A 22,566-nucleotide genomic window follows, 5' to 3' on the forward strand; every position below is an offset into this window, starting at 1 on the left:
CCGGGGTTCGATACACGTTCACTTTCAAAGAGTGGTACAAGAGAATTATCCGTGGAGCAGCCGGCTACAAATCCCCAATCCGGACCACGTTGGGAAGAGGCAGAGATGTCGGACATCGATTCATGGACCACAGAAAGGCTCCTGACCACCGCTGCTCGACTGACTGAGAATGCCTGGAATGAGCGTCTTCTCTCTCTTGGCATTACGCACGCTGCCTTCATCACGCTCCGTGCGATCGAAGCGCATGGTCCCCTTTCACAGGTGGAGTTGGCCGAACAGCTGCACGTCACCGCGCAGACTGTTGGTCGTACGCTGGCACGTCTTCAGCAGCAGGGGCTGGTGGCTCGGCAGAGCAGTGAGAGTGACCGTCGAACATCAGTAGTGAGTCTGACTGATCTCGGCGCATCACGGCTCTCCGAGGCTGAACGGCATGAGCGCGAATTCATGCTGGCGCTTCACCGCGCATCACCTCAGTTGCGGCCCTTGCTGCAAAACCTGATCAATGATCTAACGGCTCCCCGCCGTGGTCGCGCCCGTGGCTCTGATCAACAGAATTAGGGGCAAAACAGAACCGCCGGTGCTGCACCATGAAATGCGCAGCACCGGCGGTTTGATGTATGCCGTTATGGGGTGTTCGAACTGCTCTGAACGTTGGACTTGGCGTCCTGCGCGCGGTCCTTGACGTCAGATGCCGCGCTGGTGCCCTCTTCCTTCACGGTGTTTACCGACTCCGTAGCACTCTGCTTGACGGAATCCACCGCCTCCTGGGCCGGCTCTTTCAAGCCCTGGGCTACGTCCTTGGCTGCGTCGGTGACCTCGGACACGAGGGGTTGTGCCTTTTCCTTCACGGCCTGAGCCGCTTCCTTTTCCTTCTGGCTCGCCGGAATGAGCGACGCCGCGAGGAGCCCGGCACCGAATGCGATCAGCCCGGCCGCGAGGGGATTTCCCTGCGTCTTCGAGGTGACCCGCTGGGGTGCGTCGTGGAGCGCATCGCCTGCGCTATGGGCCTTGTCCTTCACGGTCTGCGACGCGCCTTGCGCGCTGCCCTTGGCAGAGTGGGTGGCGTCGTGTGCCGACCCCATCACGCTGTCTTTGGCCGACTGTGCCGAGCCCATCACGCTCTCCTTGACGTTGCCAAGGGCGTTCTTGACCTTGTCGGTCTGGCGATGGGCGATGTTCGACGGGCTGACCTTGTCGGCCACGGCGTCGACGTCGTTCCCTAGCTCGCGACGGGTGCGTTCGATGTCCGCGCGGATTTCATCAGGTGTCTGGTTCATGGCGTGTGCTCTCCTGGTTTCAACGTAGGCGGAATTTCCTTGGCTGTCTCAGCGGTCTGCGGCATGCCCTTGATCGACTTCATCTCTTTCTTGCCCTTGAGTGCGAGAACTGCGGCGATGATGCCCCAGATCAGTGCAACGATCACGGATGCCCAGCCGAGATTGAGGAAGTCAATCGCTGCAAGGCCCCACATCAGCGCGAGGGAAAGGAAAAGAAGTACGAAGTGCCCGGCGACGGCTGCGCCACCGAACATACCTGCGCCCTTACCGGCACGGGTTCCGGACTCGCGCAGCTCAGCTTTTGCAAGTTCGAGCTCCTGACGCATCAGGGTTGAGAGGTCACGGGTGACCTCTCCGAGCAGTTGCCCGAGGGATGCGTCCGAACCTCTATCGCCGTCCGAAGGCGGTGGCGGTTGTGCTGCATGCGATCCAGCCGCGTGCGAGCCGTGGAGGTGTTGTTCAGTCATTAGCGGAAGTCCCTCCCTGATTCAGGGCCGGTCACGCCCGGCTCGGTGAACGGAGTGGTGGGGGTGACGGTCGGCGTCGTGGTCGGGGGAGCTACCGGCGGGGTATCGATGCCGGCGCCGTACGCTGGCAAATCCGTACCGTACTCGTCCGGAACCGGCGGATAGGTGGCGACATGCTGTCCGCCGCCAACCGTGCCGGAGGGCCCACCGGTTGAGGGCGAACCGCTCGAGTCCGATCCTCCGGCCAGACCGCGCGTGAGACGGCCGGCGAGGAGCCCGGCTCCGGCCGCAATCAGCAGGAACGCACCAGGGCGACGGCGGGCGAAGCCGGTAACCTCATCGAGCAGCGATCCGGGATCGCGGCCTTCGAGCCAGGATGCTGCGCTGTCGGTACGCTGGGCGACCTGCTGGACGAGCTGCTGCGCGGTGCCACCTTCAGACTTGTCAGCCATGGACTTGAGCTCGTCGGTGAGGGACCGGAGCCCGTCCGTAACGCGCTGCTGCTGCGTGCCGGCCTGGCTCTTGAGGTCCGACCCAAGCTGACCAACGAGGTTCTTGGCCTGGGAGCCGGCCTCGTGGGCAACATTCTTTGCTTCTGACCCTGCGGTCTGTGCAACGCCCTTGGCTGCGTCCACGCCCTGCCGCCCTACATCCTTGGCCTCATCCTTCGCAGCAGACGTAGTGGACTGTCCCGAGGACGAGTAGCCCTGTGTGCCCGGCGTTGAGGTGACCAGCGGGTCTTCTGACCAGTTCGTTGTGCTCATAATGACTCCTTTATTGATGTGGAGGACTCCTGGGAAGTAAGTCATCGCATCTACACAATAAGCATGCTTAGCATATGATCACAAGACCGCGACGAAAACTCTCCGCATAACCGACAAGCTCGCCGAGTCCTGTATGGACAGCCAGCTTAGTATCCTTATCGGTGAAGCGACTAGGGCCGCGGCAAGGAAAACCAGGGAGACACCATGACTTCGCCAGCATCATCACCGAGGAACAACGACGTCAGTATTGTGGCGTGCCCTGATGGGCCTTTGCTGGTGAGGGGAGAAGTTGCCATCGTGACGCCTGCGGGGGAACCCGTGCCGCGCCGCCGCAAGACCGTGGCGCTGTGTCGGTGTGGCGCGTCGACCATCAAGCCCTACTGCGATGGCTCCCATAAGCTCATCAACTTCCGCACCGATCCCGACCTTCCTGCGATTCAGGAGTAGCAAAACGAAGAGGTCGCTGACCCCGCCCTCAGACGATGTCAGCGACCTCTTGGATCACCTTTGCGGATCACTCCACGATGTACATTCCGTTCCAGCCTTGGCCAATCTTCTGCGAGCCGGTGAAGCGTCCGGTTCCGCTGCCGGTGTAGAGGAGCAGGTCGCCGCTGCTGTTGCGGGCGATCAAGTCGGCATTGGAATCGGCACCCCATGGTCCCGGGCCGGCGAAGGCTGTCATTCCGTTCCAACCTGCTCCGGGCTGTGACTTCGCCAGGAAGCCGCCCCTGCCGTTTCCTGGATACAGATGCAGACCGCCTCTGGAATCGCGGGCCAGGAGATCAGACTTGCCGTCGCCGTTGAAGTCGCCGGTGCTCAGCATTGCAGTCATTCCGCCCCACCCCGAACCAATCTGAGCCTGGCTGCGCCAGCCGCCCTTTCCATTGCCTGAGTAGAGGTAAAGCCGTCCGTCGCTGCCGCGGGCCAGAAGGTCCGGGTATCCGTCGCCGTCAAAGTCACCCGGTGTCACGAGGGCGGTCATTCCGCCCCATCCGTTCCCAATCTGTACTCCGGACTTCACGCCGCCCGTTCCGGTGCCGGCATAAAGCCAGAGCCGGCCGGTGCTGTCCCTCCCGAGGATGTCCGCAATGCCATCTCCGCTGAAATCCCCGGGCTGCAAGATCATGTTCATTCCGCCCCAGCCGGATCCGATCTGCACCCTGCCGTTGAATCCTCCTGCAGACGTGGTGGGGTAAAGCCACAGCTTGCCGGTGGAGTCTCGAGCGACGATGTCCGGATTGCCGTCTCTGTTCATGTCCGTGCGGCCAGCTGATGCAACTACAGGGGCCGGGGCCGGGGTTGGGGCGGGAGCGGGGCTTGGTGCTGGGTTGACGGCTGCGGGTGTGGTCGCAGTGATGGTCACTGAGGCCGCCGTATCCGAGACTGAGTTGATTCGGACCGTAGTCCCGGCATGGGTCGTGAAGACACTGCCCGCCTGCCAGGCCGTGTTGGTTGCGTAGTAACCCGTGTACGGCTTGCTGGATGGCATCAGGAGGACCGAGGACGCCGGCGTAAGGCCGCCGCTCTGAACAACTTTCACGCCACGGTTACCGGCGGTGGCCGTATTCGCGTCAAAACCAACCGGGACCCTGAGCTCCAGGTAGTAGATTTCGCCGCTCTTCGGGTCGGTGAACTTCAACGCCCGATTTGCGCTGGTGCCAGCCCAGGGTCGAAGGGTATACGTCTTGCTGCCGGAGGCCACACCCACGTTGAGGATCTCGTCCCCGCGGCCGAAGGCACCGTAGTCCCAGAAGCTCGAGCTGATGGCGGGGGTGTCGAACCATCGGGAGATACCCATCAGGTCGGAGGTATCACCGTAGTGGCGGATTGAGCAGTCCGTCCCGAAGCTGGCCGTGTCCGGCCTGCCGCTGGTGCACTGCAGCGAATCAGCGTGCATAAGGCCGAGCACATGGCCGAACTCGTGAGTCACCACGTTGGTGGTGAAGTTGCTCAGCGACGATGTGTAGGGCATCAGGATGCGGCCGCTGGTGCCACTGCTGCTCCAGCCGTACCCCAGGTAACCCTCCTTAAGGGGGGTGGGGATGAAGACGACGAGGGCCGTGTAAGGGCTGTAGGACCACTTCTGCTCGGCGGTGACCTTGTTCATGATCTGGTCATACGAATCCGTCGATTTTGCCGCTGATTTGAAGTTCAGCGATTCAGTAGCCACCGTCATGGTCAGGCGCCCGTTGGACATGCTCTTCCAGTACTCGCTGGATTTCGCGATGGCGGTCCTTGCCGCTGCCGCGGGAACCAGTGCTGTACTGTCCGCGAGATCGACGGTCACCAGTCGAACCTTGATGTCACCCCTCCGGGCCAGTGTTCCCCCGGCGCCGAGTGGGGACATCGCTGCCCCTTCCAGTGCGTGGGTGTTCAGGTCATGTCCGTGCCCGTCGAGCGATGTTCCGCCCTCATAGGTGTGATCGGGGTAGGACGGAATGCCACCGGGGAAGAGGTCACTTAGATCGGCCGGCGCAGCCTCCGTATGTGCGACCTCATTGGAAGCAGTTTCGGCCGGCGCAGTTGTAGTCGGGTGGGTCTGTCCGGCCTCCTGGGTTGCAGCAGGTGCGGGCTGAGCGGACTGTGCCGCCGCGGGGTGCACGCCGACCGAGAGGCTTGCCGCCAGGAGCAGGATGCCGGTGAGCGCAGCAGTGGAACGCTGAAGTGAAAGCATGAAGGTCCTTGGTGGTACGAGTGGATTGGAGCGAGCACCGCCGTGTCCCCCGACGGCAGCGCCCGACCGCTCGAATAGGCGGCGCTCAAAAGCTCCGCACCAAGTATAGGTTTAGCAATCTCCGGAAAATCGCCGGGAATTCACAAAGGATTGTCCAAGGACCCGCAGTTTTTCCTCAAGATCCCCGCAGGAAGAATGTATTGCGTAATTATCGTGAAGTTCTAATTGCATAGAGCAATTAGGACAACAATTACGAATGGGAAATCAGGAAGCGTTGCGGGCGATCCCCATCGACTCAACAACCGTCGCCGGCCGCGACCCCAGCTGTACGACGACGGCCTGCTCCGACATCATGACCGGCCGGTTCAAAGCCATTTGTGCGATGGCCAGCAGGAAGACGGGAATGGAGAGCAGGATGAAGGTCACCAGCGCGTACATGGCGATGATCGCATGTACGGGGGAGTGAAAGAGACTGGCGATGAACGCTGCGCTTCCAAGCCAGGTCCACAACCAGAACAGTGCGACAGCATAGATAACTGTCCGGGCACGCCGGTACTTCAACGGATAATGCACCCGCCGCCGTTTCATTTTATTGTGACCCCCAGGTCTCACGGATCCCGCGCCCCGCGAGTTCCTCTCATGATAATAAGCCCCGGGAAAGCTTTTGTCGCCCGGCAGCCACGCCAAAAGAATCGACGCGGCTGCCGAGCGATGAAAAAGGTTAGAGGAAGCGCACGTGGTCGGGCGTGAGATCCTCTACCCGAGTTACTCCCAGCAGTTGCATGGTGCGGGTAATTTCTTTCTCCAGGATTCCGATCGTGCGATCCACTCCAGCCCTGCCGCCGGCCATGAGGCCGTACAGGTAGGCCCGTCCGATCAGCGTGAAGTCCGCTCCCAGGGCGAGGGCTGCCACGATGTCGCCGCCGCTCATGATCCCGGTGTCCAGCATGATGGACGTCTTGCCCTTCAGCTCGGCAGTGACCTCGGGAAGGAGTCGGAGCGGGATGGGTGCGCGGTCGAGCTGGCGGCCGCCGTGGTTGGAGAGGACGATGCCGTCGGCGCCATGGTCAACTACTTTCCTGGCGTCGTCGAGGGTCTGGATGCCCTTGACGACAAGGTTGCCCTTCCAGACCTGACGGAGCCAGTCCAGGTCGTCGAAGGTCAGGGTCGGATCGAACATGGAGTTGATGAGATCCGCGACGGTGCCGGAGTAGCGGTTCAGGGAGGCGAACGCCAGAGGTTCATGAGTCAGGAAGTTGAACCACCATGCGGGGCGGTAGGAGGCGTCGATGACCGTCTTTACTGTCAGGGCCGGCGGGATGGTCATGCCGTTGCGAACATCGCGAAGACGGGCACCGGCTACGGCGGTGTCCACGGTCACCATGAGGGTGTCGTTGCCCGCGGCGGCCGCGCGCTCGATGAGTTCCATGGACCGTTCCCGGTCCGTCCAGAGGTACAGCTGGAACCAGTTGCGCCCGGTCGGTGCCGCCTTGGCCACGTCTTCGATCGACGCCGTGCCCATGGTGGAAAGCGTGTAGGGGATGCCTGCGGCTTCAGCAGCCTGTGAACCGGCATACTCACCCTCCGACTGCATCATGCGGGTGAAGCCCGTGGGTGCGATGCCGAACGGCAGTGCAGACTCCTTGCCGAGAACAGTCACCGAGGTGTCGACCTTCTCAACGTTCCGCAGGATGCCGGGGCGGAACTCGATGTCCAGGAACGCTTCGCGTGCCCGTCGAAGCGTGATCTCTGCTTCAGCTGCTCCATCCGTGTAGTCGAAGGGCGCGGTGGGTGTGCGGCGCTTTGCGATGGCCCGCAGGTCTCCGATGGTGTTTGCGCGGCTCAACCTGGCGCTCTGGCTGAACTCGGGCTTCTTGAACTGCATCAGCGGGGCAAGATCAGCAACTTTGGGGATCCGGCGCTTGAGCGCCTCAGGCGTATTGGACATGAGAAACCTTCAGGTCGAGATGTGGTCCGACCACAGTAGCGCGGTGTGGTCTGACCATGCAAGCTAAACTTGCCGCATGCGCACCCATCAGCTTGTTCAGTCCTGGCTCGAGAATCAGCTCGCCGCCGGCAGGCTGGCGGTCGGTGATCGACTCCCGGGTGAACGAACGGTGGCGGAGCAGCTGGGCATCTCACGGGCGTCCGCGCGAGAGGGAATCCGTGTCCTTGAGGCGATGGGCATAGTGCGGGCCGGTGTCGGTTCCGGCCCGGGTTCGGGCACGGTGATCACAGCCAACCCCGGAGCTGCCCTTGGGTCCGCGCTTCGTTTGCACATGGCGACGTCGCATCTTCCGGTCAATGACATCGTCGAGACACGGTTGCTTCTCGAGACCTGGGCTGCCGCCCATGCCGATCCGGCAAGTTCAGCAATGAGTGAGGCTGCAGCCCTCCTGGATGCAATGGACTCCTCCGCGAAGGATGAGAAGGAATTCCTGCGGCTGGACGCCCTCTTCCATGTCGCCGTCGCTGAAGCGGCAGGCAACGTACTGATCGGCGCGATGATGTCATCGCTGAGAGAGTCCATAGAGGGGTACACGTTGAAGCTCACGCGCACCCTCCCCGACTGGGAGGCAACCTCTGCACGCCTGCGGGCCGAGCATCGCGACATCCACACCGCTATCCAGAACGACGACGGCGCCCGCGCCGCTGAGATCGTTGCCCGCCACATCGAGGGGTTCTATGCGGAGGCCGGCTTCTAGCCCCGGCTACTAATCGTCAACGGCGTGCAGGCCGGTGCGGCCGCGGACCTGGCGCTGGGGCTCTGCAAGTTCCTCAATGGCTGCCCGCAGGTGCGAGCGCAGTTCCGGAGACAATAACGCTTCATCCGACACCAGCGTGCGCTCGATGTCGCGGCCCTTCTCGAGCGTCACCCGGCCCTTCTCTGTGATTCGGACCGTCTGACTGCGCCGGTCGTCGTCTCCTCTGGTGCGCTCGATGTGACCCCTGGCCTCTAGCCGGTTAAGGGTTTTCCCAATGGTCTGCGCCTGTACGTGCACCAGCTCAGCAAGCTGTGCCTGTCGTAACGGGCCGTAGGACGCCAGAACGGCCAGGGCTGTAAACCCGGCGTGCGTGACGTCCAGCTCCGCGAGGCGCTGATTCCATGATTGCTCAACCAGCCGCGCCGCTGTTGTGAGGAGCCGGCCTGTCGACCAGGCTGAAAGATCGGGCATGCGCTTTCACCTTCCCTGTCGAACCGTTTATCCATCTAATCATCAGCTTACTTATGATTGGTATGGAATCAACCGTGCTACCCGGGCAAGGTGCCTGTCAACCCGGACTGGTTCGAGAGGAGGGCCCTGAGAACCCATTCAGACGCGTCGGCAGTGAAGCGTCCGGCGTCGTTCATTGCGGCTGTCAACGAGGGTGCAGTATCGGCGAGGCTGCGCGCATGTACAACGCCGTTTGCCGCTAGTTCCGGGGCTGACAGCGTGATCCGGCCGGCGACCGCAAGGACCGGAAGACCACGGGAATGCGCGCGGTTGGCCAGGCCAAGAGGTGCTTTGCCGAACTGGGATTGCGCGTCAAGCGAACCCTCTCCCGTGAGTACAAGATCTGTCGCCGCCAACTTGGAATTCAGTCCGGTCAGGTCGGCGACGAGGTCGAAGCCGGGCTCAAGCGATGCGTTAGCGCAGGCAAGGAAGGCCGAGGGAAAACCGCCTGCGGCCCCTGCGCCGGGCTGCTGAACGTTTACGCCCGTGGTGTCCAGGAGGAGCCTGGCCCAATGAGCGAGCGAGGCGTCAAGAGCCTCGCGAAGGTCCGCGTCGGCGCCCTTTTGCGCGCCGAAGATGTGGGCGGCGCCATCGGGTCCGCACAGCGGGTTTTGCACGTCGACCGCGATGCGCAGTTGAACGTCCTGAAGCCGCGGGTCCAGGCCGGACAGGTCAAGCACGGCCGCCCGCGACAAGGCGAGTCCACCCAGCGGAAGCTCCACGCCCTCAGCATCGAGGATTCTCGCGCCGAGCGCGCGCAGGGCCCCGGACCCACCGTCGGACATGGCGGAGCCTCCCACCCCGAGCACCACCTCGGTGGCGCCGGTGTCAAGTGCAGCGCTCAAGAGTTCGCCACTGCCGTAGCAGTGGGCTGAGCCCGCTGTCCCGGGGGTCGGCATGACGAACTCCAGTCCGCTGGCTCGCGCCGTCTCAATAACCGCAACAGAACCGGTGAGTGCCCAGGGTGCAGTCACCGAGTCCTCAAGAGGTCCGCGGACGGTCGTTTCGTGCCGGACTCCACCCGCCGCCAGCACGGCCTCCAGCGTCCCTTCGCCGCCGTCCGCGATGGGCTGCAAGGTGATGTCAGCCTCCGGCAGGACGCGGCGGACGCCGGCGGCCATCGCCTCAGCTGCTTCGGCCCCCGTCAGCGTTCCCTTGAACTTGTCGGGTGCAACCAAAATCCTCATGATACCGATCCAGCTCCTGCCGATTCACGGATAACAACCTCGCCCAGGACGGGAGCAGGAAGCTCCTGATCCGGGTTCAGGGCAAGGTTCGCGGCCTCTTCACCCAACTGCTCGAGCGGCAGATGGACCGTCGTGAGGGCGGGGGAGTAGTCGCGAAGCGTGGGAATGTCATCGAAGCCCGTGACGAGTGCATCCGCCGGTACGGAGACACCGAGTGCACGTAATCCCGCGATGGCACCGATCGCCATGACGTCGTTGACCGCGAGCAGGCACACCCCCCGCTCACCCCGGAGCTCCTCCCAGCAGCGCTGGGCGGCTTCGAAGCCGCCCTCACGGTCGAAGCCGCTCCGGACGACGGCGACCGGTTCCAGCCCCGCAGCAGTCAACGCGGCAGTAAAACCCGCAACGCGATCCCGGGCGGTGTTCAGCTCACCGGGACCGGCCAGAATGGCGAACCGGGTGTTGCCGAGGGCGACCAGCCGGGACACCAGAGCGGCGGCGCCGTCGGTATTCCCCACCGGTACTGTGAGTCCGGATCCGGGCTGACCGCCGATGGTGACCACCCGCCCGCCGTTCTGCTGGTAGCGGGCAAGCTCCTGTTCGAGGTCCGGATCACTGTGTGCGCGTCGCGAACCGGCCAGGATGATTGCGTCGGTGCGGTGGGAAGCAAAGGCGCTGACGGCGTCGTGCTCGGCGCTTTCCGAGGGGTCGGTGCTGGCGAGCAGCACCTGGCGCCGGTAGTTCCGGGCAGCGTGCTGGACCCCGCGGGCGATCGAAGAGAAGTACGGGTCGGAAATGTCGTGAACCACCAGGCCGACCAGGCCTGTGGAGGAGCGGGCCAGGGCCTGCGCCTGCGCGTTGGGAACGTAGCCGAGCTCAATCGCGGCTGCGCGAACCCGCTCGGCAATGTCCTCCGCCGGGCGGCGCGACGAGCCGTTCAGGACCCGTGACGCCGTGGCCAGGGAAACTCCGGCGTGGCGGGCTACGCCGGACAGGGTTACAGCTGCCACCTGGCTCCTTGATGTGAGGGTTCCGCCTATTGAGTGCAGTCGACGTGCCGCTGAACGCCTCGCGGCGTCATGAGGTGCACTCAGTGGAAGAAGGGGGTTGACGTGGTCTCGATCACCACTCTATATTGGAAAGCGCTTTCCACCAACATTCTTAGCCCTCTGGGAGTACAACGTGACTGAGACCAAGACCATCCGCATTGCGATGAATGGCATCACCGGTCGGATGGGGTACCGGCAGCACCTGGTGCGCTCCATCCTTCCCATCCGTGAGCAGGGTGGAGTCACCCTCGCTGACGGATCGAAGGTTCAGGTAGAGCCCATCCTCGTAGGACGCAACGAAGCGAAGATCCGCGACCTGGCCCAGCAGCACAAAGTCGAGCACTGGACCACCGACCTGGACGGGATCATCGCCGATCCCACCGTTGACGTCGTCTTCGATGCCTCCATGACTTCGCTGCGCCCTGCAACCCTCAAGAAGGCCATTGCAGCCGGCAAGCACATCTACACCGAGAAGCCCACGGCGGAGACCCTCGACGAGGCGGTTGAGTTGGCGCGCATCGCCCAGGAAGCCGGCATCACCGCCGGAGTTGTCCACGACAAGCTCTACCTGCCGGGCCTGGTGAAGCTGCGCCGCCTGGTGGATGAAGGCTTCTTCGGCCGCATCCTTTCCCTGCGCGGCGAGTTCGGTTACTGGGTCTTCGAGGGCGACCACCAGCCCGCACAGCGCCCCTCCTGGAACTACCGCAAGGAAGACGGCGGCGGCATGACCACCGACATGTTCTGCCACTGGAACTACGTCCTTGAGGGCATCATCGGCAAGGTCAAGACCGTCAACGCCAACACTGTCACCCACATCCCCACCCGCTGGGATGAGCAGGGCAAGGAATACAAGGCAACGGCCGACGACGCCGCCTACGGCATCTTCGAACTGGAGACCCCCGCCGGCGATCAGGTGCTCGCGCAGATCAACTCCTCCTGGGCTGTGCGCGTCTACCGTGACGAGCTCGTTGAGTTCCAGATCGACGGTACCCACGGCTCCGCCGTCGCGGGCCTCAACAAGTGCGTTGCCCAGCAGCGAGCCCACACCCCCAAGCCGGTCTGGAACCCTGACCTGCCCGTCACCGAGTCCTTCCGCGACCAGTGGCAGGAAGTACCCGCGAACGCCGAACTCGACAACGGCTTCAAGCTGCAGTGGGAAGAGTTCCTCCGCGACGTTTCGGCCGGCCGCGAGCACCGCTTCGGTCTCCTCTCCGCAGCCCGCGGCGTCCAGCTTGCCGAACTCGGACTGCAGTCCTCCGCCGAGCGCCGCACTCTCGACATCCCGGAGATCACGCTATGACCTCGCTCTACCTTCCATCCTCGACCGGGCTTGAGCGCTACGAACTCGCTCCGGCGACCACGTGGGCGAAGCCGACCGCGCCGCTGACCGCGCGTCATGCCTACGCAGCCGCCCACGTCATCCCCGAGGTCACCGCTGACAACACCCCCGGCGCGCCTGCGGTCCTCGACTGGGACACCACGCTGGCCTACCGCCGGGAGCTGTGGTCCTACGGGCTCGGTGTCGCGGATGCCATGGACACCGCGCAGCGCGGCATGGGCTTGGACTGGGCTGCCACGCAGGAACTGATCCGTCGCTCCGGCGCGGAGGCTGCCGCCGTCGTCGGCTCGGGTGCTGACGCGACCCGCGGCAAGACCGTCCGCGACCTGCTCGCCTGCGGTGCCGGCACGGATCAGCTGGACCTCGCGAGCCTGCCGTCCGGCAGGGCTGGGCTGAACGCCGTCGTCGAGGCCTACCGGGAACAGATCAAGGTGGTGTCCGACGCCGGTGCGAAGGTCATCCTCATGGCTTCCCGCGCACTCGCAGCGGTTGCGCAGAGCCCGGCCGACTACCAGTACGTCTACGGAATCCTGCTCGCCGAGGCTGATGAGCCCGTGATCCTGCACTGGCTCGGCACCATGTTCGACCCGGCGCTGAGCGGTTATTGGGGCAACAGCGACGTGGATGCCGCAACCAGCATCTTCCTGGACCTCATCCGCGCGCAGCCTGAGAAGGTGGACGGCGTCAAGGTGTCACTGCTCGACGCCGCACACGAGACCGCGCTGCGGGCAGCACTTCCAGAGGGCGTGCGGCTCTACACCGGCGATGACTTCAACTACCCCGAACTCATCCACGGCGACGGCACGCACTACTCGGATGCCCTGCTTGGCATCTTCGCGGCGATCTACCCTGCCGCTTCGGCAGCCCTTCAGGCGTACGACGACGGCGACGCGGACCGCGGGCGCGCAATCCTCGACTCCACCCGGGAACTCGGCAAGCACATCTTCAGCTCGCCGACGTTCTACTACAAGACCGGTGTGGCGTTCCTGTCTTGGGTCAACGGCCACCAGCCGGGCTTCCAGATGGTCGGCGGCCTGCATTCCGGACGCTCGGCGCTGCATCTCGCCGAGACTTTCCGCCTTGCGGACCAGGCCGGGCTGCTGCGCGACCCGGAGACCGCCGCACACCGCTTTGAATGGCTTCTGGCGAGCTACGGAGTGGGTGCATGAGCCGTCTCTCGTTGAACACAGCGACCACCAAGAACATCACGCTTGCCGAAGCGGTCGCCCTCTCTTCGGATGCCGGGCTCTCGCACATCGGTGTCTGGCGCGACCGGGTGGCCGAGGTCGGTCTGGACAAGGCCGTGCGGCTCGTGTCCGAAGCCGGACTGCAGGTCTCGAGCCTGTGCCGCGGAGGGTTCCTCACCGCTGCGGACGAGGCCGGGCAGGCAGCTGCGCTGGCCGACAACACCCAGGCAATCGTCGAAGCGGCGACGCTGGGTACCCGGGAGCTGATCATGGTGGTCGGCGGACTGCCGGCCGCCGGCGCGCTCATCGGTGGTGCCGCCGTCGACCCTTCAACTCCGGGTGCGAAGGACGTCGCCGCTGCCCGTCAGCGGGTCGCTGACCGCATCGCCGAACTGGTGCCGGTGGCTCAGGAGCACAACGTGCGCCTGGTGTTGGAGCCCCTGCACCCGATGTACGCGGCGGATCGCGCGGTGCTCTCGACACTGGGTCAGGCGCTCGACCTTGCGGCGTCGTTCCCGGCGGAGACCGTGGGCGTCGTCGTCGATACCTTCCACGTGTGGTGGGATCCTGCGCTCGAGTCCTCGATTCAGCGTGCGGGTGCCGAGGGGCGCATTGCGTCCTATCAGGTATGCGACTGGAACCTGCCCATTGCGGCGGACGCACTGCTCTCCCGCGGCTACATGGGTGACGGGTACATCGATTTCGAGACCATCACCCGCTGGGTTGCCGCGACCGGCTACGCGGGACCTGTCGAGGTCGAGATCTTCAACCAGGAGATCTGGAATTCGCCGGCTGCCGACGTACTGGCCACGGTGAAGGCCCGCTACGAGTCCCTCGTGGAGCCCTACCTTTAGGCCTGCAGACACAAACGCGCCGGAAAGGTGCAGGATCGTCGGATCAATCCGGCGATTCTGCACCTTTCCGGCGTTTCTGCGTGGACGCGGAGTCGTTAGGCTGGGCGCATGAGTGGAAGCGACGTGTTGGTTGAGGCCTTTTCACGAATTCCCGACGCGGTGTCGCAGGCGACGGACGGGCTCGACGCCGGCCAGCTCGCCTACCGGCCGCGTCTCTCCGATGGTTCCGGCTCTTCCGGGAACAGCATCGCCTGGCTGATCTGGCACCTCACCCGGGTACAGGACAACCATCTTGCAGATGCCGCCGATCGTAACGAGCTGTGGCTTGCCGACGGTTGGGCCGAGAAGTTCACCCTCGACCTGCCGCGGGAGGACACCGGGTACGGTCACGGATCCGCGGACGTGGACAGGGTGCGTGTCCAGGAGGCCGAGCTGCTCATCGAGTATCACCGCGCAGTGCACGCCCGAACGCTGGAGTTCGTCGAAAACCTGAGCGAGACGGACCTGAACCGGATCATCGACACATCGTGGGATCCGCCGGTCACGCTACGGGTACGTCTGGTCAGCGTCATCGAGGACTGCATGCAGCATGCCGGGCAGGCCGCCTACCTGCGGGGACTCCTGACCTGACTCGACCTTGCAAGATCGCCGGTTTGGTGCAGGATAGTTGTGCACATCCGACGATTCTGCACCGAACCGGCGATTCTGGCCGGATCTGGCTCAGAGCCCGGTCACCCGTAGCGTGATGTTGAGCCGCCCCTCCAGGCCCAGCGCAGGGTCCGATGTCCCCGGGTACGTCTTCATGACCCCGTGGTACGCCAGACGGGACTCGCCGCCGAACACAAACAGGTCGCCGGACTCGAGCCGAACGTCGGTCCATGGCTTGTTCCGGTTCTCCGTGTTCCCGAACCGGAAGAGGCAGCTGTCGCCGATGCTCAGCGACACAACCGGTGCAAGGGACTTCTCCTCCTTGTCCTGGTGCATGCCCATCTTCGCTGAGGCGTCGTAGAAGTTGATGAGCGCCGCGTCCGGGTTGTAGCTCTCGTCGCGCGCACCATACGCAGCCCCGACGGCGTCCCGCCCCAACTCAGCCAACCAGGAAGGGAAGTCCGCGACCGGGCCGCCGTCGACGTCGTCGGCTGTCCTGCTATAGCGGTAGGGCATCCAGTGCCAACCGAGGCACACCGTTTGCACCGACATCTGGGAGCCGTTGGGCATGCGTGTGTGCCGCATCGGCACCGGACCGGATGCCCAGTCTCGGCACGCCGTCACGAGCTCGCGTTGGCGATCCAGGTTCAACCAGCCCGGAATATGCACAGCGCCGGGAGCGACGACGGCCGGATCGCGAGGCAGGAGAGTAGCCATGGGCTAATTGTCTTCCATTGTGTGCGCCGTAGTCGGGCGATACGCTCGCTTCGACCGACTTGCCAGGAGGAGGAGCCATGCCCAGCCGAGAAACCTTCCGTGACGGAATGCCTTGCTGGATCGACCTCGCCAGTTCCGATCCGGCGCGGTCTGCGCGCTTCTATAGCGGGTTGTTCGGCTGGGATGTCGAGGACCTGGGACCCGACTATGGGCACTACACCAAGTTCCTCAGGAAGGGTAAGGCGGTTGCAGGCCTCATCGCCAACTCGAACGAGTCAGGTTCCCCGGACGGATGGATCACCTACTTCGCCGCCGGGAACGTGCGGGACTTGACTGAGAAGGCAGCACTGGCGGGAGCAGAAATCCTGATTGAGCCGTTCGAGGTTTCAGACCAGGGGAGCGTCGCCCATCTTGCCGATCCGTCCGGAGCGACCTTCGGGCTTTGGCAGGGAAAGAAACTGCCCGGCTTTGGACTGCACGGTGAGCCGGGTGCCGCTGTCTGGCACGAGTTGATGACCCGACAGTACCGCCTGTGCGTCGACTTCTACCCGCGTGTCCTTGGCTGGGAACCGCAGGTGGAAAGCGACACGGAGGACTTCCGCTACACGACAGGCCTGGTGGAGGGCGATCAACAGGCGGGCATCATGGATGCCGCCAACCTGCTGCGCGAAGGCGCACCTTCCGCCTGGGGAGTGTATTTCGGCGTGGAGAACACGGACGCCGTCGCGGCTCGCATTCCTGAAGCCGGTGGAACGGTGACGTCCGAACCGCAGGACTCGCCCTACGGACGGGTCTGCAGTGCAACAGACCCGTCCGGCGTAGCTTTCTGGATCAACTCACGCTAGTGCGTCACTGCCCGCGATCGCCTCTCTGAACGCGTCGAGGGATTGTTCGAGCGCCGCACGGGGATTGAATGCGTAGGTGCCGTCACCGAAGTGCTCAAAGGTGAAGTGGCCCGTGTACCCGTAATCGTCAAGGGCCGCGACGTAGCTTCCCAGCGGCAGCTCACCGTCCCCCCATGCGAGGTGCCCTGTCGGGCGTCCATCAACGAGGTGCACATGCCGGATGAGGGCTCCCAGATGCTCGTGATAGTCGGCGACTGTTTCGCCGGCTGCCGCCATGGCAACCGTGTCCAGCACGGCACCGAGATGTGAGGCGCCGACGTCGTCAATCATCCGGCGAAGTGCCGGGGAATCGTTGACTAGGTTCGACTCCACCCGCTGCAAGGGCTCCAGAACACAATCAACGCCAAGACTGCCGGCATAGGCGGTGATCTCTCCCACCGCGTCGACGGATCGCTGCCACGCAGCACCCACGCTTTCGTTCTCGAAGCCCCGGCCGGGGGTCAGAAACAGCAGCGGAGCCTGTAGTTCGGCGCACACCTGCGCCGCGCGACGGAACAGGGCAATACTCTGCTCTCGCAACCAGGCGATGGAAGACGCGATGTTGACCGGGTACATAACCTGTTCCGCGGTGATGCAGTGGATGTGCAGCTGCCGTTCTTGGAGCTGTCGGCGGACGGCCAACAGATCAGCAGCGGTGAGTTGCGGGATGTGGAACTGAGGGGCGATGCCCCATAACTCGAGCCGTTCCCTGTCGAGGGCCACCATGTCATCGAGAAAAGTCTCGAACGGCAGGTGTTGATAGGAAAAGTTCGACCCGGTGATCTGATTCGTCGAAAGGCTCACGAGAGACCTCCCGGGAACTTACTTTCCGATGCCATCGGCCAGCCCCTTCACGAAGTAGCGCTGCCCCAGGAAGAACAGGAGCACCACGGGCACCGCGGCGATCACCATCCCCGCGAAGACCACCGGGTAGTCGGTTCCGTGCTTGCTCATCAGGCTGGTCAGGCCCACAGGGAGGGTTTGGACGCCCGTCCCGCTTGTGAAGACCATCGCGAAGAGGTACTCGTTCCATGCGAATAAGACGTGAAGGATGACCGTCGAGACGATGATCGGCTTGCACATGGGCAGAATGACCCGCCAGAAAGTTGTCCACTGTGTGGCACCGTCCACCTTCGCGGCCTCGTCAATCTCCCTCGGCAGATCAATCATGTACGCCCGGATCAGGAAGGTCGTGAAAGGGATGCGAAAAGCTGTGTAGAGAATGAGAAGCGCCCAGAAAGTGTTGTAAAGCCCCAGGCCCTGAAACATCTTCACCAGCGGAACGAGGGCGACGGCGGGGGCGAGCATGAGCCCACCGAGGATTGCCGTCACGATAGCCCTGTTGAAAGGGATGTTGACGCGCGTCAGTCCGTAGGCGGCCCATGCGCTGATGAACACCGTGGCGATGGTGGAGGTTACGGTCACAAGAACGCTGGTCATCAGGTAATTGCTGACGCCCCTGTTCCAGGCATTCGCGTAGTTCTCCCAGTCCCAGGTCACGGGGAGCGCAAAGGGGTTGCCGAAGAGCTCGGCGTTCTCTTTGAAACCATTGAGCACCATCCACAGCAGCGGATAAATTACCACCACCGCCAGGCCGAGGAGGAAGGTCCACATGAAGACCTTCGCCATGATGCCGAGGAACGAGAATCGAGTCACCATTCCACTCTTCTCCTGTGTGTAATCCAGAGCTGCGCGAGAGCGATGATGAGGGTGACAAGGAAGATCACCATGGCGATCGCGGCCGCGTAACCGAAATCGTTGCGGACGAAACCGCTGCGGTACAGCCAGGTAGCGAGCACCTGGGTGGAGTTGTTGGGCCCGCCACTGGTCATCACCATCACCTCGTTGAAGACCTGAAAGGCCCCGGAGATCGTGACGATGGTCATCAGGCCGGTCATCTCACGGACCAGGGGCACGGTCACCGTGAAGAATCTGCGGATCACCCCAATTCCGTCGATGGAGGCGGCCTCGTAGAGCTCCGAAGGAATGCGTTGGATTGCGACCGCGAAGAGGAGGGTCGAGTACCCGAATCCCTGCCACTGGCTCATCGCAATCACCGCCATCATGGCGGTGCTCTCCTGGCCGAGCCAGGGCTGGGTCAGCGCATCCAGGCCTACCCCGCTCAGTACGTAGTTCAGCAAGCCGAGGTTGGGCTCGTAGATGAAGTAGAAAAGGAGGCCTGCAACCGTGAGGGAGATAGCGGACGGGATGAAGTAGACCGCTCGCAGTGCCCGCCTCCAGCGCTCCCTGCGCACACTTTCGATCAGTGCAGCCAACGCGAGTGCCCCGCATACCTGGAAGACGATGGAGACACCCGCATACAAAGCGTTGTTGCCGAGCGCTGACCAGAAGATCGGGTCACTGGAAAGCTTGATGTAGTTCTCCGCGCCGACGAAGGTCTGGCTACCGCTGTAGATATCCCATTCGAGGAAGCTGAACCCAAGGTTCTGTACCAGCGGCAGGTAGACGAACACGGCCAGGAGCACCAGGGCCGGAAGCACCCAAGCGAAACCCAGAATGCGCTTGATCCCGGACTGGCGCGTCGATGAGCTTTTGCGGATCGGGGAGTGGGGCCGGGGCACCCGCTTTGCGCGGGTGCCCTCCACTGTCAGCATGGCTTACTTCGCCGAGTTGGAAGCGTTGCGCACGCTCTCGAGCACCTCTTCGGGCGTCGAGCTACCGCTGATAATCGCCTCTCCGCCAGCAAGCCAGGCATCGGCGACCTCCGGAACGGTCACCGTATCGAGCCAGACGACGATCTGGCTCGCGTCGTTGACCTGGGTGATGCCCTCATTTACGGCGACACTCGAAGTCTCCGGCGTGACGGCCCCGAGAACGGTGCTTGGCTGTCCGTAGGGCGGTGACGAGAGAGTTTTGGCGCTCTCCGCTGTCGTCACGAACTTCATGAAATCCACCGCTAGTGCTGCGCGAGGGGACTTGGCGTTGATGAGGTATCCCTCGGGTGCGCCTTCAATGGCATCCGGGTCACCCTCGGCTCCTGCGGGGACCGGAAGCTTGAAGATTCCGAAGTTCTCGCCAGTGAGCTCGTTGCCCTCCGCTGTGACAGTGTCGAACTCCAGGATCTCCTGGTAGTACATCGCGGCCGATCCGCTTGCCAGCGCCTCCTGGGCCGTGGTGTACAGAACCCCGTTGGTGCCGTCACCACTGTCGGTGCACTCATCAACCAGGGTCTTGAACTGTTCGAGCGAAGCGACGTATCCCTCGTGGTCCAGCTTTGCGCTCTCCGGATTGAAGTCCGCCTGCAGCACCTCAGCCGGCACATTGTAGGCGAAGAGCTGCTGGAGATAATGCAGCCCAGGCCAACCGTCCTTGTTTCCGAACGCTATGGGTTCAAAACCCGCCTCCCGAAGCGGGCCGCAGCTCTCGATGAGCTCATCGAACGACGTCGGAACCTCGATCCCGGCCTCCTCGAACGCAGCTTTGTTGTATCCCATGAACTTGCCGTTGTTGTAGAGCGGTACCCCGAAGTACTTGTCGTTGTACTTGAACGCGTCGAGCGAAGCCTCTCCGAAGGTCTTTCCCCATTCGGTGTCGGGACCTATGACCCCGGTGAGGTCAGCTGCAAGCCCGCCGGTGACGAAGTTCTCCGCCCAGTCGCCTGTCCAGCTGAAGTAGATGTCCGGCAGTGCTCCGGATGCTGTCAGTGTCTTCGTCTTGTCCTTGATGCTCTGATCGGTTTCCTGAATGAGTTCAACTTCGACCTCCGGATGGAGTTCCGTGTACTCAGCGGCAAGGTCTTCGAAGTAGGGCTGCAGCGGGTCGCCGGCGAACTTCGTGAGAATGCTCAGTGTGCCGGAGAACTCCGGTTCGGCTCCTACATTGGCGACAGCGGTGCTCGACTGGTTTGCGCATCCGCTGAGTCCGAGCGCCGACGCCATAACCAGCGCGATGGCCGCCAGGGAATCTCGTTTCTGCATGGTGGTCCTTCATGTTGGACGAGCGGGACCGTCATAGCCACGTATGTGAGCCATCAAACCCGCCGTTGGATGTGAGAACAGGTACTGCGTGATTTCGACGACTATACAGAGCATCTGGTACCGGTACCAGACCTTTCCGAAAAATATTTAATTGCCTGGTCCTCTAGCCATTCGGAAGCGGTGGTTTCGGGACGATGCCCCAGTTGTAGCGCACTGGAAACAAGCGGTCTCGGCAGTCTTCTCACGAAAGTCCTTGACGGCCTCCAGCTGGATGTGCCAGCATCGGTCATGGCTGATACCGGTATCAGGTTCTTTCGATACGAACGGTTCTCCTATCGCCTACACCTCCCTCCGAAAGGAAAATGATGCTCGGTTTTGACGAGTCAGCATTCCGCAAACAGATCGCCAGTGCAGTGTCCCTCCGCCCGAACATCGAGGAGTTGGTCAGTACCATCACCGCGAAGGGGGTCAGCAACGTCTTCCTGATCGGGGCAGGCGGAACCTACGCTGCCATGTGGCCCTACGAGCACCTCGCCCGCCGGCATTCAACCCTGCCGGTGAAGGCCGCCATAGCGGCCGAGCTGATCGTTTCCGGAGATGCGACCCTGGGGGAGAACTCCGTGGCCGTGTTCACTTCCGTGTCTGGAACGACCGACGACAGCCTGCGCGCTATCGAGTACTGCAAGCAGCGCGGCGTCTACACCGTCGCGTTCACCGGTTACGCGGATTCTCCTATTGCCCAGGCAGTGGATGCTGCACTTATCTCTGAGCCGAAGACCTGGCCGTTCGACATGCAGATGCTGCTCTTCATGACGCGGCTGCTGTCTGAACGCGGAGAGTTCGCGGGTTACGAGAAATTCGCTGATGAGATGGCAGGGCTGGACGGTGTGCTTGTCGACGTGGCTCGCCAGGCGGAACCCATCGCAGCCGCCTTCGCCGATGCTCATGCCGACACCGACTATCACTTCCTCGTGGGGGGTGGGAACCTGTGGGGCTTCACGTACCTCTACTCCATGTGCATCCTTGAGGAAATGCAGTGGCTGCGCACCACCCGTGTGCATAGCGCCGAGTTCTTCCACGGGTCGCTCGAACTGCTGGAGAAGGACACCAGCGTCATCATTTTCCAGGGTGAGGATGAGACGCGCGCCCTGACCGAGCGCGTCGAAAAGTTCGCCAAGCGGGTTTCGGATGACGTCACCGTCCTTGATACCAAGGACTATCCGTTGGAAGGCATCAGCGAGGAATTCCGCGGACTTCTCGCACCAGCCGTCCTCGACACCGTCACCGGTCGTATCAGCAAACACCTCGAGCGGGTACGCAATCACTCTTTGGACCTCAGGCGTTACTACCGCGTTGTCGAATACTGATCCATTTCCAGGTTGGGCGTCTGTTCTGGGGAGCAGGCGCCCAGCTACCTAAGGGCGGCTATGAAGCATCTACAACATCGGACGGGAGGCTCCGTGAGGGTTCTGGGGTTCGGGGACAACATCGTTGATCGGTACCTTGACCGGGGGATGATCTACCCCGGTGGCAACTGCGTCAACTTCGCCGTATTCGCCCGCCAATTGGGAGCACAGTCGTCCTATTTGGGAGTGTTCGGATCCGATGAACACGGACGCTTCCTTCGGGACGCAATCGAGGCTGAAGGGGTGGACACCCGTCGTTCCGTGACCAGAGACGGCCCTAGCGGAGTCTCGTCCATCAGCATCGTGCAGGGAGAGCGGGTGTTCGGAGGGTGGAACGGAGGCGGTGTAACCGTGTCAGACCCTCTTGAACTCGACGAGGACCTGCTGGGCTATGTCGCAGGGTTCGACCTGGTGCATTCGAGTGTCTATTCCCGTTCCGAGACCGAGCTCGGAAAGATCCGCCCTTCCGGACCCCTGGTCAGCTATGACTTCTCGAGTGAAGATGAGTTTCGCAGCACCGGGTACCTGAGGCGGGTCTGCCCCTCCGTTGATCTCGCCCTCATCTCGTGTTCGGGTCTCACGGACACTGATACCGAGCAGCTTCTTTCCGCGTTGGTGGAACGAGGCGCGGGCGTGGCTCTTGGCACCCGCGGATCCTCCGGAGCCGTTGCATATAACGGGCAGGACTACATCAGTGCCCCGGCGGTGCCCATCCCGGCGACCGAACAACCGATTGACACCATGGGTTGTGGGGACGCATTCCTTACGGCATTTGCCGTAACTCTTGTGGCGGGAGGATGGAGCCGCTCGGCACCGCCCGGTGAGTCGGAGATTCGAAACGCGCTGAACGCGGGCGCCGCATTTGCCGCACGGCAGTGCCTGGTGGAGGGAGCATTCGGTCGAGGTGTTGCCGATTCCGGCATCGCGGTTACGATGTGACATGCTGACCGGGATGCGCCG

Annotated in this window: 24 protein-coding genes; 10 read left to right on the forward strand and 14 right to left on the reverse strand. The window is 63.0% G+C overall.

What is annotated here, in order from left to right; translation table 11 throughout:
- Positions 1 to 105 precede the first annotated feature (105 nt).
- A complete protein-coding gene (locus AC5RU3_RS11185) occupies positions 106 to 558 on the forward strand; it encodes a MarR family winged helix-turn-helix transcriptional regulator (RefSeq protein ID WP_493965553.1) in 453 nt (150 codons plus the stop codon).
- A gap of 65 nt (positions 559 to 623) precedes the next feature.
- Here AC5RU3_RS11185 and AC5RU3_RS11190 read toward each other — a convergent pair whose 3' ends face one another.
- From AC5RU3_RS11190 to AC5RU3_RS11200, 3 genes are read right to left on the reverse strand one after another with little or no spacing between them, the layout of a single operon-like run.
- Entirely contained in the window at positions 624 to 1,277 is a 654-nt protein-coding gene (locus AC5RU3_RS11190; RefSeq protein ID WP_309071233.1) for a DUF3618 domain-containing protein, read from the reverse strand.
- Positions 1,274 to 1,744: a phage holin family protein gene (locus tag AC5RU3_RS11195; RefSeq protein ID WP_309071234.1), complete on the reverse strand. Its 471-nt coding sequence runs from the start codon at positions 1,742 to 1,744 to the stop codon at positions 1,274 to 1,276. Before AC5RU3_RS11195 ends, AC5RU3_RS11190 begins: the two co-directional genes overlap by 4 nt.
- Positions 1,744 to 2,508 (reverse strand): hypothetical protein, encoded by a 765-nt coding sequence (locus AC5RU3_RS11200; RefSeq protein WP_309124039.1) that lies wholly within the window; start codon positions 2,506 to 2,508, stop codon positions 1,744 to 1,746. The genes AC5RU3_RS11195 and AC5RU3_RS11200 overlap by 1 nt, the downstream gene beginning before the upstream one ends.
- A 204-nt stretch (positions 2,509 to 2,712) precedes the next feature.
- Between AC5RU3_RS11200 and AC5RU3_RS11205 the strand changes: the two genes are divergently transcribed.
- Positions 2,713 to 2,955: a CDGSH iron-sulfur domain-containing protein gene (locus AC5RU3_RS11205; RefSeq protein ID WP_309071236.1), complete on the forward strand. Its 243-nt coding sequence runs from the start codon at positions 2,713 to 2,715 to the stop codon at positions 2,953 to 2,955.
- Positions 2,956 to 3,022: 67 nt separating this feature from the next.
- On the opposite strand, the gene AC5RU3_RS11210 is transcribed toward AC5RU3_RS11205, so the two are convergent.
- From AC5RU3_RS11210 to AC5RU3_RS11220, 3 genes are all read right to left on the reverse strand, one after another.
- Positions 3,023 to 5,182: an FG-GAP-like repeat-containing protein gene (locus tag AC5RU3_RS11210; protein WP_309124038.1), complete on the reverse strand. Its 2,160-nt coding sequence runs from the start codon at positions 5,180 to 5,182 to the stop codon at positions 3,023 to 3,025.
- Between the two features lie 264 nt (positions 5,183 to 5,446).
- Positions 5,447 to 5,770 (reverse strand): hypothetical protein, encoded by a 324-nt coding sequence (locus AC5RU3_RS11215; protein ID WP_458115800.1) that lies wholly within the window; start codon positions 5,768 to 5,770, stop codon positions 5,447 to 5,449.
- Positions 5,771 to 5,903: 133 nt separating this feature from the next.
- Positions 5,904 to 7,130, reverse strand: coding sequence for an alpha-hydroxy acid oxidase (locus tag AC5RU3_RS11220; protein ID WP_309071239.1), 1,227 nt, complete (start codon positions 7,128 to 7,130; stop codon positions 5,904 to 5,906).
- A gap of 76 nt (positions 7,131 to 7,206) precedes the next feature.
- Between AC5RU3_RS11220 and AC5RU3_RS11225 the strand changes: the two genes are divergently transcribed.
- Positions 7,207 to 7,887, forward strand: a complete 681-nt coding sequence (locus AC5RU3_RS11225; RefSeq protein WP_309071240.1) for a FadR/GntR family transcriptional regulator — start codon at positions 7,207 to 7,209, stop codon at positions 7,885 to 7,887.
- A 9-nt stretch (positions 7,888 to 7,896) separates the two neighbouring features.
- Here the strand turns inward: AC5RU3_RS11225 and AC5RU3_RS11230 are convergent, their stop codons facing one another.
- The 3 genes from AC5RU3_RS11230 to AC5RU3_RS11240 all read right to left on the reverse strand — a co-directional run bounded on the left by AC5RU3_RS11230 (position 7,897) and on the right by AC5RU3_RS11240 (position 10,594).
- Complete coding sequence (locus AC5RU3_RS11230; protein WP_493965554.1) at positions 7,897 to 8,358, reverse strand: MarR family winged helix-turn-helix transcriptional regulator; 462 nt, start codon at positions 8,356 to 8,358, stop codon at positions 7,897 to 7,899.
- A gap of 77 nt (positions 8,359 to 8,435) precedes the next feature.
- A complete protein-coding gene (locus AC5RU3_RS11235) occupies positions 8,436 to 9,584 on the reverse strand; it encodes a glycerate kinase (protein ID WP_493965555.1) in 1,149 nt (382 codons plus the stop codon).
- Positions 9,581 to 10,594: a LacI family DNA-binding transcriptional regulator gene (locus AC5RU3_RS11240; protein ID WP_493965556.1), complete on the reverse strand. Its 1,014-nt coding sequence runs from the start codon at positions 10,592 to 10,594 to the stop codon at positions 9,581 to 9,583. Before AC5RU3_RS11240 ends, AC5RU3_RS11235 begins: the two co-directional genes overlap by 4 nt.
- 202 nt (positions 10,595 to 10,796) lie before the next feature.
- Between AC5RU3_RS11240 and AC5RU3_RS11245 the strand changes: the two genes are divergently transcribed.
- The 4 genes from AC5RU3_RS11245 to AC5RU3_RS11260 all read left to right on the forward strand — a co-directional run bounded on the left by AC5RU3_RS11245 (position 10,797) and on the right by AC5RU3_RS11260 (position 14,643).
- Entirely contained in the window at positions 10,797 to 11,933 is a 1,137-nt protein-coding gene (locus AC5RU3_RS11245) for a Gfo/Idh/MocA family protein (RefSeq protein WP_309124424.1), read from the forward strand.
- On the forward strand, positions 11,930 to 13,141 hold the full coding sequence (locus AC5RU3_RS11250) for a dihydrodipicolinate synthase family protein (RefSeq protein WP_309071244.1): 1,212 nt from the start codon (positions 11,930 to 11,932) through the stop codon (positions 13,139 to 13,141). The genes AC5RU3_RS11245 and AC5RU3_RS11250 overlap by 4 nt, the downstream gene beginning before the upstream one ends.
- Positions 13,138 to 14,013 carry a sugar phosphate isomerase/epimerase family protein gene (locus AC5RU3_RS11255; RefSeq protein WP_458115794.1) on the forward strand — a complete coding sequence of 292 codons (876 nt, stop codon included), beginning with the start codon at positions 13,138 to 13,140 and terminating at the stop codon, positions 14,011 to 14,013. The genes AC5RU3_RS11250 and AC5RU3_RS11255 overlap by 4 nt, the downstream gene beginning before the upstream one ends.
- Positions 14,014 to 14,121: 108 nt before the next feature.
- Positions 14,122 to 14,643: a mycothiol transferase gene (locus AC5RU3_RS11260; protein ID WP_309071246.1), complete on the forward strand. Its 522-nt coding sequence runs from the start codon at positions 14,122 to 14,124 to the stop codon at positions 14,641 to 14,643.
- 90 nt (positions 14,644 to 14,733) lie between these two features.
- On the opposite strand, the gene AC5RU3_RS11265 is transcribed toward AC5RU3_RS11260, so the two are convergent.
- Complete coding sequence (locus AC5RU3_RS11265) at positions 14,734 to 15,378, reverse strand: alpha-ketoglutarate-dependent dioxygenase AlkB family protein (protein WP_309071247.1); 645 nt, start codon at positions 15,376 to 15,378, stop codon at positions 14,734 to 14,736.
- Between the two features lie 77 nt (positions 15,379 to 15,455).
- On the opposite strand from AC5RU3_RS11265, the gene AC5RU3_RS11270 reads away from it, so the two are divergent.
- Positions 15,456 to 16,223 carry a VOC family protein gene (locus AC5RU3_RS11270; protein WP_493965557.1) on the forward strand — a complete coding sequence of 256 codons (768 nt, stop codon included), beginning with the start codon at positions 15,456 to 15,458 and terminating at the stop codon, positions 16,221 to 16,223.
- Here AC5RU3_RS11270 and AC5RU3_RS11275 read toward each other — a convergent pair.
- From AC5RU3_RS11275 to AC5RU3_RS11290, 4 genes are read right to left on the reverse strand one after another with little or no spacing between them, the layout of a single operon-like run.
- On the reverse strand, positions 16,215 to 17,066 hold the full coding sequence (locus AC5RU3_RS11275) for a sugar phosphate isomerase/epimerase family protein (RefSeq protein ID WP_493965558.1): 852 nt from the start codon (positions 17,064 to 17,066) through the stop codon (positions 16,215 to 16,217). The genes AC5RU3_RS11270 and AC5RU3_RS11275 overlap by 9 nt on opposite strands.
- Before the next feature lie 18 nt (positions 17,067 to 17,084).
- On the reverse strand, positions 17,085 to 17,921 hold the full coding sequence (locus AC5RU3_RS11280) for a carbohydrate ABC transporter permease (RefSeq protein ID WP_493965559.1): 837 nt from the start codon (positions 17,919 to 17,921) through the stop codon (positions 17,085 to 17,087).
- Complete coding sequence (locus AC5RU3_RS11285) at positions 17,915 to 18,877, reverse strand: carbohydrate ABC transporter permease (RefSeq protein ID WP_493965560.1); 963 nt, start codon at positions 18,875 to 18,877, stop codon at positions 17,915 to 17,917. The genes AC5RU3_RS11280 and AC5RU3_RS11285 overlap by 7 nt, the downstream gene beginning before the upstream one ends.
- Before the next feature lie 3 nt (positions 18,878 to 18,880).
- Positions 18,881 to 20,200 carry an ABC transporter substrate-binding protein gene (locus tag AC5RU3_RS11290; RefSeq protein ID WP_309071252.1) on the reverse strand — a complete coding sequence of 440 codons (1,320 nt, stop codon included), beginning with the start codon at positions 20,198 to 20,200 and terminating at the stop codon, positions 18,881 to 18,883.
- Between the two features lie 362 nt (positions 20,201 to 20,562).
- Between AC5RU3_RS11290 and AC5RU3_RS11295 the strand changes: the two genes are divergently transcribed.
- Positions 20,563 to 21,567: an SIS domain-containing protein gene (locus tag AC5RU3_RS11295; RefSeq protein ID WP_309071253.1), complete on the forward strand. Its 1,005-nt coding sequence runs from the start codon at positions 20,563 to 20,565 to the stop codon at positions 21,565 to 21,567.
- A gap of 93 nt (positions 21,568 to 21,660) precedes the next feature.
- On the forward strand, positions 21,661 to 22,545 hold the full coding sequence (locus AC5RU3_RS11300; protein ID WP_493965561.1) for a PfkB family carbohydrate kinase: 885 nt from the start codon (positions 21,661 to 21,663) through the stop codon (positions 22,543 to 22,545).
- Positions 22,546 to 22,566 lie beyond the last annotated feature (21 nt).

The sequence above is a fragment of the Arthrobacter sp. MDB1-55 genome (assembly GCF_059092925.1).

What these genes read in the sequence shown, in the direction of transcription:
- AC5RU3_RS11285 (WP_493965560.1), bottom strand. Translation starts at nt 18,877, where the DNA reads ATGCTGACAGTGGAGGGCACCCGCGCAAAGCGGGTGCCCCGGCCCCAC.
- AC5RU3_RS11225 (WP_309071240.1), top strand. Translation starts at nt 7,207, where the DNA reads ATGCGCACCCATCAGCTTGTTCAGTCCTGGCTCGAGAATCAGCTCGCC.
- AC5RU3_RS11230 (WP_493965554.1), bottom strand. Translation starts at nt 8,358, where the DNA reads ATGCCCGATCTTTCAGCCTGGTCGACAGGCCGGCTCCTCACAACAGCG.
- AC5RU3_RS11195 (WP_309071234.1), bottom strand. Translation starts at nt 1,744, where the DNA reads ATGACTGAACAACACCTCCACGGCTCGCACGCGGCTGGATCGCATGCA.
- AC5RU3_RS11185 (WP_493965553.1), top strand. Translation starts at nt 106, where the DNA reads ATGTCGGACATCGATTCATGGACCACAGAAAGGCTCCTGACCACCGCT.
- AC5RU3_RS11260 (WP_309071246.1), top strand. Translation starts at nt 14,122, where the DNA reads ATGAGTGGAAGCGACGTGTTGGTTGAGGCCTTTTCACGAATTCCCGAC.
- AC5RU3_RS11190 (WP_309071233.1), bottom strand. Translation starts at nt 1,277, where the DNA reads ATGAACCAGACACCTGATGAAATCCGCGCGGACATCGAACGCACCCGT.
- AC5RU3_RS11290 (WP_309071252.1), bottom strand. Translation starts at nt 20,200, where the DNA reads ATGCAGAAACGAGATTCCCTGGCGGCCATCGCGCTGGTTATGGCGTCG.
- AC5RU3_RS11255 (WP_458115794.1), top strand. Translation starts at nt 13,138, where the DNA reads ATGAGCCGTCTCTCGTTGAACACAGCGACCACCAAGAACATCACGCTT.
- AC5RU3_RS11200 (WP_309124039.1), bottom strand. Translation starts at nt 2,508, where the DNA reads ATGAGCACAACGAACTGGTCAGAAGACCCGCTGGTCACCTCAACGCCG.
- AC5RU3_RS11235 (WP_493965555.1), bottom strand. Translation starts at nt 9,584, where the DNA reads ATGAGGATTTTGGTTGCACCCGACAAGTTCAAGGGAACGCTGACGGGG.
- AC5RU3_RS11220 (WP_309071239.1), bottom strand. Translation starts at nt 7,130, where the DNA reads ATGTCCAATACGCCTGAGGCGCTCAAGCGCCGGATCCCCAAAGTTGCT.
- AC5RU3_RS11250 (WP_309071244.1), top strand. Translation starts at nt 11,930, where the DNA reads ATGACCTCGCTCTACCTTCCATCCTCGACCGGGCTTGAGCGCTACGAA.
- AC5RU3_RS11295 (WP_309071253.1), top strand. Translation starts at nt 20,563, where the DNA reads ATGATGCTCGGTTTTGACGAGTCAGCATTCCGCAAACAGATCGCCAGT.
- AC5RU3_RS11245 (WP_309124424.1), top strand. Translation starts at nt 10,797, where the DNA reads ATGAATGGCATCACCGGTCGGATGGGGTACCGGCAGCACCTGGTGCGC.
- AC5RU3_RS11205 (WP_309071236.1), top strand. Translation starts at nt 2,713, where the DNA reads ATGACTTCGCCAGCATCATCACCGAGGAACAACGACGTCAGTATTGTG.
- AC5RU3_RS11215 (WP_458115800.1), bottom strand. Translation starts at nt 5,770, where the DNA reads ATGAAACGGCGGCGGGTGCATTATCCGTTGAAGTACCGGCGTGCCCGG.
- AC5RU3_RS11270 (WP_493965557.1), top strand. Translation starts at nt 15,456, where the DNA reads ATGCCCAGCCGAGAAACCTTCCGTGACGGAATGCCTTGCTGGATCGAC.
- AC5RU3_RS11280 (WP_493965559.1), bottom strand. Translation starts at nt 17,921, where the DNA reads ATGGTGACTCGATTCTCGTTCCTCGGCATCATGGCGAAGGTCTTCATG.
- AC5RU3_RS11210 (WP_309124038.1), bottom strand. Translation starts at nt 5,182, where the DNA reads ATGCTTTCACTTCAGCGTTCCACTGCTGCGCTCACCGGCATCCTGCTC.
- AC5RU3_RS11265 (WP_309071247.1), bottom strand. Translation starts at nt 15,378, where the DNA reads ATGGCTACTCTCCTGCCTCGCGATCCGGCCGTCGTCGCTCCCGGCGCT.